We start from the raw sequence: 12,920 nt of genomic DNA, 5'->3' as shown, positions 1-12,920 counted from the left end.
TCTATCTGGGTATCAGCGTAAAGCATTAACCCATGTGATAATTTTGCATTCGATCCTCTACACAACGCCAGCATCTGTTCATGGAAGCCTCACCTACCAAAGTCATTCAATACTTCAACGGCGAAAAGCAAAACCTGATTCCCCTTTTCCAACGCCCCTACACCTGGAAAAAACCCAATTGGCAATCTCTTTGGGATGACTTAATGGTGCAGTACGACCTCGGTGATGCTGGTACCCACTTTATGGGCGCGATCGTCTCAGTTCCAGCATTGAGCATCCCAGTCGGAGTCTGCAAATATTTGATTATTGATGGGCAACAACGTCTGACTACAATCTCACTGATTCTTTGTGCCTTGCGAGATTGCCTTGACGACCAATCTGCCGCCCGTATTCAACAAGTCTACCTAACCAATGGCTTTCGCGAACCAGAAGATACTCTAAAATTTGTCCCCACCCAGAAAGATCGGGATGTCTATCGATCGATCGCACTCGATCGGCAAATCCCTGTTACTAGTGGCTCGATGGTCGATGCCTATCACTTTTTCAAAGATCGGTTGCAGAAAGGAATCGATGCTGATGGGGAACCAGTCATTCCAACTAAAGTATTAACGACCCTCGAACATTCGCTTCAAGTCGTAATGATAAATTTGGGTAACGATGACGATCCGTATTTAATTTTCGAGAGCCTGAATTTCAAAGGTGAACCCCTTACCCAAGCAGATTTAGTCCGAAATTATATCCTCATGCGCTTTCGCCATTCAATTTCCAATGGTGGAGAGCAAGAGGTTGTGTATTCTAAGTATTGGGAACCTCTAGAAAAAGCACTTGGTGACAATCTGACAGAATTTCTCCGTCACTACACAATGAAGGATGGAGATGATATTAAGCAAAATGGAATTTATGCAGCCATCAAAACTAAGCTAAGGAGCCTGGAAACATCCCAAGAAGTTGAAGCAGAGGTCAAGTCTATGCAGAGATTTGGCGAATTCTACGCAACCATCCTCTGTCTCAACCCAGAAGCAAACAAAGCTATTCGCGATCGCCTAGAAAATATCCAAGCCCTCAAGGTAACAGTTTCCTATCCCATTTTGCTCCGTCTGTTTAATGCTCGCCAAACTCAGACACTCAGCGATATTGAATTGGAAAAATGCCTGGGTTTGATTGAATCTTACATTGTCAGACGATCTGTTTGTAACGTAGCGACCAATACTTTAAACAAGTTATTTATCCAGTGGGCAAAAAACTTTCCAGAAGCTGGACAGTACCAATGGCTGCACGACGCGATGGCATCTGGTACCGCTGCTCGTCGCTTTCCAAAAGATACCGAGTTTGCTGAAGCATTCCTCAAGCATCCGCAGTATGGGCGTGGAACCACTCGTTTTATTTTGATAAGACTGGAGAAATCATTTGGACATAAAGAAGAGGTGAATCTCGCTAAAGCAACAATCGAACATTTACTGCCTCAATCACTCAGTCCTGAATGGAGAAATGAACTTGGTGCAAACGCTGAGGAAATTCACACTACCTTAATCAATACCTTCGGAAATTTAACATTAACGGCTTACAATCCAGAGCTAGGAAACATGCCATTTGCTGACAAAAAAGCCAAACTCGAAAACACACACATCGAGTTAAATCGCTGGATTCTTCAGCAATCACATTGGCGTGCTGCCGAAATCGAAGAAAGAGCTAATCATCTTCTCCACAAAGCCAATCAGATCTGGGCAGGCCCCGTGAGTTAAGATTTCCAAATAACATGAACCCCATCAACCGCTTCTCTTCCCGCCGCCAACGCCTCGACCATGCCTTCCTGCGCGATCGACTCAAAACAGCCAAGTCCTACAAACGGATCGCAGGCTATTTTCGTAGCTCCATTTTTGAGCTAGTAGGCGAAGAAATTGCTACTATTCCTTCAGTGCAGATTATTTGCAATAGTGAACTAGATGCTGCTGATGTTGTCATCTCCAAACACGTCCGTGAGATGGCACTGAAAGAACGCTGGAATCAAGTCCCCTGTGAAGTAGAATCGTTGCTGTATCGCGATCGCTACCGTTATTTGTACGAACTCTTGACCAGCGGCAAAGTCGAGATCCGCGTTGTACCCAAAGATCGGATCTTTATCCACGGCAAAGCTGGTGTCGTTGAAGCCGCCTATGGCACCAAAACCTGCTTTCTCGGTTCTGTCAACGAAACCAAAAGTGCCTTTGCCCACAACTACGAAATCCTCTGGGAAGACACCTCACCGGAAGGAGTCGCCTGGGTTGAAGAAGAATTTGATGCCCTGTGGCCAGATGCCTACCCCCTCCCCGATGCCATTCTCGCCGAAGTCAAGCGGATTGGCGATCGAGTCGAGATCCGCTTTCCCGATGTCAAACTTAACGAATTACCTGCTGCTGCACTCGCCGAAAGTCCAATCTATCGCGGTGGCGAACAACTTCAGCCGTGGCAGCGATCGTTTGTCACCCTCTTCCTCCAACATCGCGAAATCTACGGTAAAGCTCGCCTATTACTTGCCGATGAAGTGGGAGTCGGCAAAACTCTTTCCCTCGCTGCCAGCGCGATGATGTCCGCCCTACTCGATGATGGCCCGATCCTAATCCTGTGTCCCTCCACCCTCACCCTCCAATGGCAGGTAGAGCTAGCCGATAAACTCGGTATTCCCAGTGCCGTCTGGTTATCAAATCGAAAAGTCTGGAGCGATCCCAATGGACACATTATCAAAACACGCGGGCCAGAAGACATCACCAACTGTCCCTTTCGGATCGCTATTGTTTCTACGGGGTTAATCTTCCATGACTCTGAGGAGCGCGGGTATTTACTAGGGCGTAAGTATGGGACAGTCGTTCTCGATGAAGCACACAAGGCACGACGACGCGGGGGACTAGGAGCAAAAAAAGGAGAACCAAATAATCTCCTCGATTTCATGCTCCGCATCGGCTCCCGTACCCGTAATTTACTTTTGGGAACCGCAACCCCGATCCAAACTGAAGTAAACGAACTCTGGGATCTGCTCCGTATCCTCAATGCTGGTGCCGACTTTGTGCTAGGTAGCGAATTCTTTGGCAAGTGGGATGACTGCGAACAAGCACTACCCCTAGTCAAAGGCGATGAAAGACCTGTAGACGAGCGAGACGCTTGGGAATGGTTGCGAAATCCGTTGCCACCCGCCCATGAAGATGCCCTGTTTATGACCCTCCGGTTGCAATTAGGATTACCCCCACAAAAATTTTTCACCGATCTTGGTTTCGGCTCCCTGGGATATCTAGAACAACAAGCGATCGGCCAAGCCCTCGCCCCCGAATTCTTCAAGCAGCACAACCCAATCCTTCGTCATACCGTACTACGTCGCCGCCAAACCTTAGAAGAAGCTGGTTTACTAGAAAAAGTCGGTGTAGATATCCATCCCAATCCAGATGCTCCAGCCACCGCATACACTGGAGTCGGCTTCAGTGGTCTAGGCTTGCTCACCAATCATCCTTTCGATCTGGCGTATCGAGCCGCTGAAGATTTTACCACAGCCTTACAAAAACGCACCAAAGCGGCTGGATTCATGAAGACATTGCTCCTGCAAAGGATTTGTTCGAGTTTCGCCTCTGGTCGATCGACCGCCGAAAAGATGCTGAGGCGGGAATCCCTCGATGATGAAGAACAAGTGCGCTTACTGGATGATGCCTTGAGTGCCCTGACATCAGAAGAGGCAATGCACTTGCACACGATCGTGGAAGAACTCTCCAGACCAGAAGCCCGCGATCCCAAGCTAACAGCAGTACGTTACTTTCTCACCCAACACCGCACCGACGATCGCACCTGGCTAGAGCATGGCTGTATTATCTTCAGTCAGTACTACGATACCGTCTACGCAATGGGTGTAGAACTAGCCAAATTACTGCCCAACGAACCGATCGGTGTCTATGCTGGTGCTGGCAAAAGTGGACTATTCAAAGGCGAAGACTTTACCTCAGTAGAACGCGACGACATCAAAAAAGCCGTCAAGGAAAGGAGCATCCGCTTAGTTATCGCCACTGATGCCGCCTGTGAAGGGCTAAACCTCCAAACCCTCGGTACGCTGATCAACATCGATCTACCCTGGAATCCCTCCCGCCTAGAACAACGTTTAGGCAGAATCAAACGCTTTGGTCAATCGCGGCGCAATGTCGATATGCTAAATCTGGTCTACCACGATACTCAAGACGAGCGAGTCTACCAAGTCATCTCGCGCCGCATGAAAGACCGCTACGATATTTTTGGTGGATTACCAGACTCGATCGAAGATGACTGGATCGAGAGTATCGAAAAGCTAGAAGACATGATGGATGAGTATATCCACCTCCGCCAAAAAGCCCGTGATGTCTTCGAGATCCGTTATCAAACCACGATCGACCCTGACAAGGATCGCTGGGAACTCTGTTCGCGGGTACTATCACGCCGAGATGTAGTAAAACGATTATCTTTGCCTTGGGGTTCTATTTCTAGTAGATCTTAAAAATAGTTTTATTCAATTAGATTTCCCCAGTTCTCGAAATTGATGCGATCGCTTGCATATCAATAACACAGCTCGATTTGGGTACTATCAAGACAATGTGTTTCTTTACTTTATGCAGTCCTCATCTAATTTTTTCAAGCCCTGGATATATGTATCAAAGCCGTGGTTTCAATCACTTTTGTTAGTAGGTTTTTTGCTATGGACTTCTATCCTGAGTATAGAAACTATCAATGTCCAGAACTCTTGCCATCCAATGTTCGACTGGGATCGAAAACTGGCAGCATCATGCCCACCAATATCGAAGACTGTTACTGAACCCATCAATTCTGCTGGCGAAGCCGTTACCAAACCCGTTGTTAACAGATGTACGGAGCACTGCCCTGAACCAGATCCTAAACCTAAATTCGACCCCACGGCTGTTGGCGTTGCAGCAGGAGGAGTAGCTGCCGCGATTGCCACGATTGCAGGCGCACCTGTTTTTGTGACTGTTGGAATCATGATTGTTGTTGGGCTTATGGCTAAGAGTGTTTTGGCATTAGCGAAATAATTGCCTTATCTTGATTATTTAGATCCAATCTTTATCAAATTATTCACTATGAATTCATCTTCTGACAGCACTGAATTATCTCCGATTGTTCCTCATTCTATAACTACTGACTCTCTCAATACAGATCCTAATATCACAGATAAAATAGAGATATCCTCTGGATTTGTGCCAAAGATATCTAATGTTTCTGTGAGTAAATCATTTGTCGCTGGGCTAATTTTTATAGGTCTTGCAGCTACTTTTTTCGTTTTTACCAAAGGTACAGAAATTTGCTTTTGGAGCGATTGTAGTAACACGAACACTGGCCATACAGGTGGTCAAATGGGTGAATTTTGGGCATTTGCAGGAGGAGCAGGTACTTTGATGGTACTCACTACATTAGTTGGAATGCCACTTTTGCCTGCGGTTGCTGTATCCACAGGTGTTTGGCTGTTAATGCAATATTTTCATTAAGTTAACTTTCTACAGGAGCAATTAACCAAAATTATGATTGAACTTTGCAATGTATCTAAGACCTTCAGTAAGGGCTTCTCAAAAAAAACTATTCTACAGAATATTAATCTAAATATTCATCAAGGTGAATTCGTTATTCTCAAAGGGGAAAATGGAGCTGGAAAATCAACGCTGCTAAACCTCATTCTTGGAATTATCAGACCGAGTAGTGGTGAAGTTAGTCTGATGGGACTGCCACCTCAACTACCTGAATCTAAAATTCACATGGGTGTTGTTCTACAAGAAGCTAATCTTCCCGAAAATTTAAAAGTAAAAGAACTGGTGCAACTTGTAAAAAGTTACTACCCTAATTCAATCTCTGTTGACTCCTTACTCAGTAAAGTCGAACTTCTTGAGATGCAAGACGCATGGGCAAGCAATTTATCCGGCGGACAGAAACAGCGGCTATATTTTGCGCTAGCTTTAGCTGGAAGTCCAAATCTCCTGGTTCTTGATGAACCTACTAGAAACCTTGATGACAAAGGCTATGAGGAATTTTGGCAGCAAATACGCCTATGTCGAGAACAGGGAGTCACAATTTTGATGGTGACGAATAATAAATCTGACTGGAATGTGTTGGGGCAACTGGCTACCCGCACAATTACGCTACACAAACTGGCAGAAGCACCTAAAAACTGTCAACTAGCGGAGGATAATCTGTCAAGCAATCTGCCAACAACAGTCACTCCAACTGTAACCAGTGTTGCAAATCCAAACCACGAGCGTATTTCACGCTCTCATCTGCTGCAAGTATTTCAACAACAATTATGGGTAGAAATACTTCAAATTTGGCGTACTCCTACTTTCTTAATAGGAATTTTATTGTTTGCAACTGCATTATCAGCAACCTCTAGTGATAAAAAGTTTTTGATTGGCTATAGTGGTCTAGTACTACTCATAGTGGCAATCGAGCGACTTGGTAAGCGCGTCGCCATCGAACGCACAGGCAAGTGGCTAAAATTTTTACGAACAACTCCTCTGCCGCCTGAACTATATGTAGCAACAAAAATTGTTACTGTAATATTGTTGTGTGCGATCGCGCTTCTACTAATGTTAACAATAGGTATATGGCAGCGCGGTATTCAAATAAGTATCACAGCAGAAATTACAATTTTTGCAAGTATGATTTTAGGTGTTATTCCTTTTGCGATTGCGGGACTAGGGCTAAGTTATTTAGTAAATCCCAAAAGCTATGACTCAATTGTTGGGTTCTCAATTCCGATTGGGATAATGACATGTGGTATGCCGCTATCTTTGGGAGTATCTCCATTCATTCAGGAGTGTATTGAAACCGTGGTAGCGTTTTCACCGTTCTATCATTATGGACAGTTGTCTCTCTGGGCATCTGATTCATCCTTATATGATGGTCATCTTTTATTGCATTTAATCTGGCTACTGTGGGCAGGAATTGCCTTTGGGTTCATCACCATTTGGGCATATCAGCGCGACTCCGTTGTTCAATAGGGTAAAGTTTTTAATTAACTTAGTGTAGAAAAAACTTAAATCGTGGTGTCTTATGTCGTGATTTTACTGCCAATCATCACACGATTAGAGCTGCCAAGGTTAAAGGGAAACTACCCATAAGATAGTCAAGCAGATAATCATAACTGGTAAGTTCTTTGCTAGTATGATTTCTGCCACTTTGTCATCTCAATGAAAGATAATCTACAGCGATTACATTGCCCATCCTCCCATAATGCCGGAATAGGAAACTTAGCCTGACAGTTACGACATTTTGACAATAACCGCAACTGATGTCGATCGCATCCTCCCGTTGATTGATACTGCCATTCCAGCCGATGATAAGGCTCCTCCTGATAACAAGCCCCACATAATCGAATCGGTTCGCACTTCATCTTCACTCCCTCTGGAGCTAACATCTCTCTGAGTCGCTCCGATGTTACCCCAACCACCTCCGCAACGGCAGCCAACTCCGCATCTGAAGGAAAAGGATTGAGATGAAACCGCTCCCATCGCGCAATTACCGCCCCTACTCCCGCCAAATCCCCTAAAGCACTGGGCGACAAATGATTTTGCTGCCGAAACCGCCCCAAAAAGTGACTTAAACTCTCCCCAGCAAACGGTTCAACTGGTAATAACCAAAACTGAATTTTAGTACTCAAGTATATTCCCTCGCCACTTCCTGCAAAATTGAGAATTCAATCTTTTTATGCCCTCTCGATAGCGACTTAATCGCCGCTTCTCGCAAGATCTCATCCAATCTACCGATATATCCCCCCGTCGCCTTTAACAGCAATTTTTGAGTATCCACCTTGGCTAAATTAGACGGTACAGGTAAAGCAATTACCTTGTTTTCCCAAATAACCACCGTATCCTTAAACTCCTGTCCCAGCAGCTTTCCAAACCTTCTCTGGGAACGAAATCGATTGTGGACTTGCTCATCTCGCTTGATGACAGCATCCAATCGATCGGTACCCACCAACACCACAGCAATCCCCAATTTGTCACTAATATCGCGCACTTCAGGAAAAGTATCTGGCTGCACCCGATCGGCTTCATCTACAATCAGCATTTCGACTTCACAAGCTTTAAGAACATCCATCGCGCGACTCCGAAAATCTGAAACAGTCCCCTTGACAGCTCGATATTTAAGGTATTCAAGAATCGATGTAAAAAAGTCCTTCGAGCCGCACTTCGATGGTGGCATCAGATACACCACCGGAACTACCGGAGTCTGTCTACCTGTCTGCTGAGGCTTATTCCGCAACATATATGATTCACAAGCGATTGTTTTCCCTGTCCGAGATTCCCCGACAATCCGACAAGATTGACGCGCTTTCCGCTTTTCATCCAGCCACTCATGTAACTCTCTCACATGAGCCAAAGGTAAGACGCTCCGACGATTTAAACGGTTAATTTCTGCCTGTACCCACTGCCCATCGATCGGTAAGTCGCCTAATTCGGTCGCAATTTTCTGTGCTTCACTCATTTGTTACCACCCATAATCATCACGCATTTTTTCGTAATCCCAAACTTCCATATCGTCGATGGGGATTGAACTTACCACTGGCACTGAAGTCTGTTCGTTGGTCGCAGACCTGCCTTCGGCAATCGCGGTTAACTCAGCAGCATCAAGCTTCAAATTACCCGTCTGAATTTCTTCAACAGTTTTGGTAACTGTGGCGGCTCTTTTATAAACTTGCTCATCTTCCCGTCTTTGTTTGCGACTAGGCTTACTCGTCGCTTCTCGATCGACACTGCGATCGATTACGTCGTACAAGATTGCCTGATTGGTAATGCTTTTCCCCGCAGATCTCACCCGTTTAGCACTGGCTTTTGCCTCATCTACAGACAGTTGCTCCGTTTCCAAATCGTGAGCGTGAGCGCGAGTCAAAAACACCTCTTTATTCTGTTCCTGGTGATAGATCCAAATCGTCGTAATATCTCTGGGATCGTAGCGAATACTCACAGTTTTACCTGCATACCCAGCTAAATACTCACCCTGGTACATCACATTCTCAAACTGAACATTCCCACCCCTTTGCACAGTTCGCCGAATGGTTTTCATCAGACAAATATCTAACTCTCGCTCTGAAATCAGCGGCGGATCGCCAATCAGTCCAGACTCCCACCGTTGATTACGAGTCTGATCTCCCATCCGCGCATCTAGAGCTTGATTGTGTTTATCGACAATAAACCCCACAATTATTCTTTCGATATCTCGCAGCGTTAACTGGGCATCCTTTTCCGCATCTTTAGGTCGTTGTTGTACATTCGACCCGGTATACCCTGGTAATGCCCTCAACACAGACTCATTCAACGTTCCAAAGAATCGCTCCACAATCCCACCTTCGGAGGGTCGATCTCGTAATTTATGGACAAACCCCAATTGTGTGCCGATTTCTGTGATGTGATTCGATCGGAAATCCTTTCCACCATCGGTGAATAAATACTCTGGCTTCCCATAAGTAATCCACTCAGTATGCAGTCCATACTTTGCCTCATATACCTTGGGTAAAATAGCATGACGTAAAGCCAGTGCCACCACCTGAGAACTCGGCGCATCGAAGCCGACATTAATACCAATCAGAGCGCGAGAATAACTATCAATCACCGTCGTCAACCACGGACGACCGATAACGATTCCATGTCGATCGACTAGCATCACATCCAGGCGAGTATGATCCGATTGCCAGACTTGATTGCTGTGGTTGATATCTAGGTTATATCCATCACGAGTCTTCACCGATAAAGTCGAACCTCGCCACCCTGGAGAACGAATACTCTTAACTTCGGCTGCACGTTCCTGAATCGGTGCGATTACTCTCAGTACTGTCCGATAACTAGGTGGCTCATTGTCATTGAGTTTGATAGCTTGTGCTTGCACCTGAATAGCGACTTGCTTGGGAGTCATCCGCCGACTACCCTTGTTGCCTGTTTTATAGGTATTAAGGATAAACTCTTGCCAAGATGTGCTAATCCGATGTTGACCTCGATCGGCTCTTTCTGTTGTAATTAATGCAATCAGTCCTTGTTCTTGGTACTTTTTGAACAACCGTTGAACCGAGCGCACCGATATATCTAGTTTCTGCGCCCCATCTCGTAGCCGTTGACCATAGGTAACTCGATCGCACGGTTCGAGCAAGCTTTGTATCACTTCTAGTTTGACTGCCCCTTCAGGGGTTAATTCAGTAACAATCGTCTGTTGCTCTGGTGCTGACAATGATTCAGGATCGGCACTCTCGACAATCACTTGTTCTTTTATTTCCATCAGTGAGCCTAGTAAACGTAATCAATTTATAAAAACATAATGTTATTATAGCTTGAGTTAAATAAAGCGACAACTAATCCGTCATCATGTCGATCTAATCCTGAAACAGAAAATGACACATAAAGTGTCTCTTTGCTGAGAAACGACAATTAATGTGTCACTAAGTAAATAGTGAGTTTTTGATAAGATAATGACGTAACCTATACAGGACAAAGCTTAGAGCTGACGACGCTAATCTGTCATCACGTCAGTTAATAAGTCACTGTACAAAACAACAATAAAATAGGGCTTCGCCCCGCCAAAGGCGTACGGATTAAAATCAGGAGAGTAAGGTGGCAGATATAGCAGTAAGCTGTCAAACATTTAAAACACTCTTTTTGTCCTCTAGAACCTTTGCTGTAAGGGATTCAGTCAAAAGATTTAGATGTAAAACAGCTTACGAACTTACAAAAATTTGCGATCGAACCCGCCACAAATACAGTAAAATTGAATATCATAAATTAAAAAAAATTGAGAGATGGCAGCATATTCAATTGATTTATGAAAAAAGGTATTCAGTGCTTGGAAAAATAAAGAAGGTTCGCAGCGAGAAATAGCAAAAAGATTTAAAGTGAGTTTGTCCTTCGTTAGAGACATGCTGCGTCGTTACCGAGAGACGAATAAAATTGAAGCTTTACCACAGGGCGGAGATAGGAGATTGAAGCTGAAAGTCGAAGAAGAAGAATTATTGAAAAAAATGGTGGCTCAGACAAATGACATAGATCTCAGAGAAATTCAAGAATTAATAAAACATAAAATAGGACTAGAGATCAGCCTGTCGAGCTTGAGTCGTAACCTTAATCGCTTAAATTTGGGACGTAAAAAAAAACGCATCCGGCGACAGAGCAACTAAGTGAGCGAGTCCAGAAGTTGAGATATGAGTGGAGAAGTTGGCTCGATCCGATCGACATCAGAAACCTGATATTCATTGATGAGACGGGCGTGAACCTGGGGATGAATAGACGTTATGGCAGAAATTGCTAAAAAATTAATTGAATCTGTCGGTGCTCAGGTTAAGTTTTTGCCTCCATATTCACCAGATCTCTCCCCAATTGAGTTATGTTGGTCAAAAATAAAAGAAATTCTTCGCTCGGCAAAAGCCAGTACTTCTGCTGGTCTTGATGAAGCAATCTCTTTAGCCTCGGCTATTACTGAAGAAAATGCTCTCGATTGGTTTAATCATTGTGGTTTGTGGTTTACTTTTTAAGTCGGTTAGATAATTCTGAGTGTGGCGGGTTCGATCGCAAATTGCTGTAAGTTTCTCTGCTTCCTTGCTTCCCAAGCTGAACCGAAAGTTTCTAGTGTATTTTTATTCCAGATGCGGGTGGCGATCGATTTATTCAATCCTAATTCTGCACATTCGGCTTTGGCTGCTTGCAGGATGGGATGATCTTTGTTGAGGGAGTTGTCCCAAGAAACGATTTCTTTGCCTTGGGTGCGGAAGTCTTCGACGAGGAATTCGGGTGGATCGCCTGCGCTGTAGTCGAACGGGCGATCGTCAAAGTAGATTTGGAAAAAGTAGGATCGATAGGCGTATAGATTTGGTTTTAGGGGGTAACAAGATCGAGCAATTCCACAATCTGTTTACATATATCCTGGAAGCTATTGATTACCTCATCATTGGTAAATTTCATTATCCGCAACCCATGTTTTTCTAACTCGTTGGCGTAGCCTTTCTATAAGAGAATCATTTTTTCTGCCTTGTAAGTTTGGGCAGATTCAGAGACATGAACTGCACCATCTATTTCAGAAGTGTTGAATGATAGTAACAACTGGTAAAAAATGACCCCCATTCAGATAAAATGGAGGTGATTAAAAACAAAAAACTAGTTAGCATGTTATCAAATTTTCCGAACATAATCAATAAATTCTTGGGCGACCTTCCCAAAGATGATTATCCAGTGCTGGACACCTTCAAGTTTGTGTCATGCTGGTTGAGTTTTGTAATGGATCAAAGTCAATCCAGTATGAGAGATTTATTCAAGAGGTTGGATGTTAGAGGAATAGATATGGACATATCAACTTTCTCGAAGGCTATCAAAAATAGAGATCCAGCTGTATTTCATGATTTATTTTTAAGATTAAGAAGTGAGCTGAATAAAAAGAAAAATATTGACCCGAATCTAGTATTATTTCCAATTGATTCAACGATTATATCCTTGACTAGTAAATTGCTATGGAAAGAAGGATATCACCAAGTTAAACTATTTAGCGGTATTAATTTATTAACAGCAGAGCCAGGTGGAATATTAATTCATTTTGGACAAGGACATGACAGTAAATATGGAGAAGAAACCATAGCAGCGACACCGAAGAATGGAGTCAACATAATGGATAGAGGATTTTGTAAGCTGGAAAGAATCAAGGATCTAATTCAAGATAAAGAGCGATACTTTGTCTTGAGAATAAAGAATGATATGAGTTTACAGATGCAAGAGAGTGATAAATTTCTAGTAGGGACAGGAGCAAAAAAGCGGAGTTGGGTCGGTCGGGAAACCCGATTCCTGACAAGTTAAGGTTTTCGATCGAATGTCAACACCTACATATAGCGTAATTGTCGGTTCAATCGCACCATATATCAAAAATCTCGATCGATAGTGCTAATGTATTCAATCGCTGAATGTCCG

The 12,920-nt window shown here is 44.0% G+C and carries 12 protein-coding genes and 1 pseudogene; 9 read left to right on the top strand and 4 right to left on the bottom strand.

Annotated elements, in window-relative coordinates:
* The first annotated feature begins 80 nt into the window (after positions 1-80).
* From ACEW9J_RS25735 to ACEW9J_RS25715, 5 genes are all read left to right on the top strand, one after another.
* Positions 81-1,742: a DUF262 domain-containing protein gene (locus tag ACEW9J_RS25735; protein WP_373547918.1), complete on the top strand. Its 1,662-nt coding sequence runs from the start codon at positions 81-83 to the stop codon at positions 1,740-1,742.
* Between the two features lie 14 nt (positions 1,743-1,756).
* Positions 1,757-4,483, top strand: coding sequence for a phospholipase D-like domain-containing anti-phage protein (locus ACEW9J_RS25730; protein ID WP_373547917.1), 2,727 nt, complete (start codon positions 1,757-1,759; stop codon positions 4,481-4,483).
* Between the two features lie 112 nt (positions 4,484-4,595).
* Entirely contained in the window at positions 4,596-5,030 is a 435-nt protein-coding gene (locus ACEW9J_RS25725; RefSeq protein WP_373547916.1) for a hypothetical protein, read from the top strand.
* 48 nt (positions 5,031-5,078) lie between these two features.
* On the top strand, positions 5,079-5,483 hold the full coding sequence (locus tag ACEW9J_RS25720; protein ID WP_373547915.1) for a hypothetical protein: 405 nt from the start codon (positions 5,079-5,081) through the stop codon (positions 5,481-5,483).
* Positions 5,484-5,516: 33 nt separating this feature from the next.
* Positions 5,517-6,986 carry an ATP-binding cassette domain-containing protein gene (locus tag ACEW9J_RS25715; RefSeq protein WP_373547914.1) on the top strand — a complete coding sequence of 490 codons (1,470 nt, stop codon included), beginning with the start codon at positions 5,517-5,519 and terminating at the stop codon, positions 6,984-6,986.
* Between the two features lie 158 nt (positions 6,987-7,144).
* Here the strand turns inward: ACEW9J_RS25715 and ACEW9J_RS25710 are convergent, their stop codons facing one another.
* The 3 genes from ACEW9J_RS25710 to ACEW9J_RS25700 are packed head-to-tail and all read right to left on the bottom strand — an operon-like array spanning position 7,145 to position 10,254.
* Positions 7,145-7,645 (bottom strand): TniQ family protein, encoded by a 501-nt coding sequence (locus ACEW9J_RS25710; RefSeq protein ID WP_373547913.1) that lies wholly within the window; start codon positions 7,643-7,645, stop codon positions 7,145-7,147.
* Positions 7,642-8,472: a TniB family NTP-binding protein gene (locus tag ACEW9J_RS25705; RefSeq protein WP_373547912.1), complete on the bottom strand. Its 831-nt coding sequence runs from the start codon at positions 8,470-8,472 to the stop codon at positions 7,642-7,644. The genes ACEW9J_RS25710 and ACEW9J_RS25705 overlap by 4 nt, the downstream gene beginning before the upstream one ends.
* A gap of 3 nt (positions 8,473-8,475) precedes the next feature.
* The gene (locus ACEW9J_RS25700; protein WP_373547911.1) at positions 8,476-10,254 is read right to left on the bottom strand and encodes a Mu transposase C-terminal domain-containing protein; all 1,779 of its coding nucleotides are present in this window, start codon (positions 10,252-10,254) and stop codon (positions 8,476-8,478) included.
* A 634-nt stretch (positions 10,255-10,888) separates the two neighbouring features.
* Here ACEW9J_RS25700 and ACEW9J_RS25695 point away from each other — a divergent pair.
* Positions 10,889-11,146 carry a hypothetical protein gene (locus ACEW9J_RS25695; protein ID WP_373547910.1) on the top strand — a complete coding sequence of 86 codons (258 nt, stop codon included), beginning with the start codon at positions 10,889-10,891 and terminating at the stop codon, positions 11,144-11,146.
* Between the two features lie 114 nt (positions 11,147-11,260).
* Entirely contained in the window at positions 11,261-11,500 is a 240-nt protein-coding gene (locus ACEW9J_RS25690; RefSeq protein WP_373547909.1) for a transposase, read from the top strand.
* Between the two features lie 5 nt (positions 11,501-11,505).
* Here ACEW9J_RS25690 and ACEW9J_RS25685 read toward each other — a convergent pair whose 3' ends face one another.
* The gene (locus ACEW9J_RS25685) at positions 11,506-11,637 is read right to left on the bottom strand and encodes a hypothetical protein (protein ID WP_373547908.1); all 132 of its coding nucleotides are present in this window, start codon (positions 11,635-11,637) and stop codon (positions 11,506-11,508) included.
* A gap of 42 nt (positions 11,638-11,679) precedes the next feature.
* Here ACEW9J_RS25685 and ACEW9J_RS25680 point away from each other — a divergent pair, with 42 nt between their 5' ends.
* Both ACEW9J_RS25680 and ACEW9J_RS25675 read left to right on the top strand, forming a co-directional pair.
* A complete protein-coding gene (locus tag ACEW9J_RS25680) occupies positions 11,680-11,832 on the top strand; it encodes a hypothetical protein (protein ID WP_373547907.1) in 153 nt (50 codons plus the stop codon).
* Positions 11,833-12,128: 296 nt separating this feature from the next.
* Positions 12,129-12,767, top strand: a pseudogene (locus ACEW9J_RS25675) (transposase); the annotation flags it as partial.
* Positions 12,768-12,920 lie beyond the last annotated feature (153 nt).

The sequence above is a fragment of the Chamaesiphon sp. genome, from assembly GCF_041737865.1.
Lineage (GTDB): Bacteria > Cyanobacteriota > Cyanobacteriia > Cyanobacteriales > Chamaesiphonaceae > Chamaesiphon.
This window is presented reverse-complemented; position numbering and strand designations above follow the sequence as displayed.

What these genes read in the sequence shown, in the direction of transcription:
- ACEW9J_RS25705 (WP_373547912.1), bottom strand. Translation starts at nt 8,472, where the DNA reads ATGAGTGAAGCACAGAAAATTGCGACCGAATTAGGCGACTTACCGATC.
- ACEW9J_RS25680 (WP_373547907.1), top strand. Translation starts at nt 11,680, where the DNA reads ATGATCTTTGTTGAGGGAGTTGTCCCAAGAAACGATTTCTTTGCCTTG.
- ACEW9J_RS25730 (WP_373547917.1), top strand. Translation starts at nt 1,757, where the DNA reads ATGAACCCCATCAACCGCTTCTCTTCCCGCCGCCAACGCCTCGACCAT.
- ACEW9J_RS25735 (WP_373547918.1), top strand. Translation starts at nt 81, where the DNA reads ATGGAAGCCTCACCTACCAAAGTCATTCAATACTTCAACGGCGAAAAG.
- ACEW9J_RS25725 (WP_373547916.1), top strand. Translation starts at nt 4,596, where the DNA reads ATGCAGTCCTCATCTAATTTTTTCAAGCCCTGGATATATGTATCAAAG.
- ACEW9J_RS25690 (WP_373547909.1), top strand. Translation starts at nt 11,261, where the DNA reads ATGGCAGAAATTGCTAAAAAATTAATTGAATCTGTCGGTGCTCAGGTT.
- ACEW9J_RS25700 (WP_373547911.1), bottom strand. Translation starts at nt 10,254, where the DNA reads ATGGAAATAAAAGAACAAGTGATTGTCGAGAGTGCCGATCCTGAATCA.
- ACEW9J_RS25695 (WP_373547910.1), top strand. Translation starts at nt 10,889, where the DNA reads ATGCTGCGTCGTTACCGAGAGACGAATAAAATTGAAGCTTTACCACAG.
- ACEW9J_RS25720 (WP_373547915.1), top strand. Translation starts at nt 5,079, where the DNA reads ATGAATTCATCTTCTGACAGCACTGAATTATCTCCGATTGTTCCTCAT.
- ACEW9J_RS25715 (WP_373547914.1), top strand. Translation starts at nt 5,517, where the DNA reads ATGATTGAACTTTGCAATGTATCTAAGACCTTCAGTAAGGGCTTCTCA.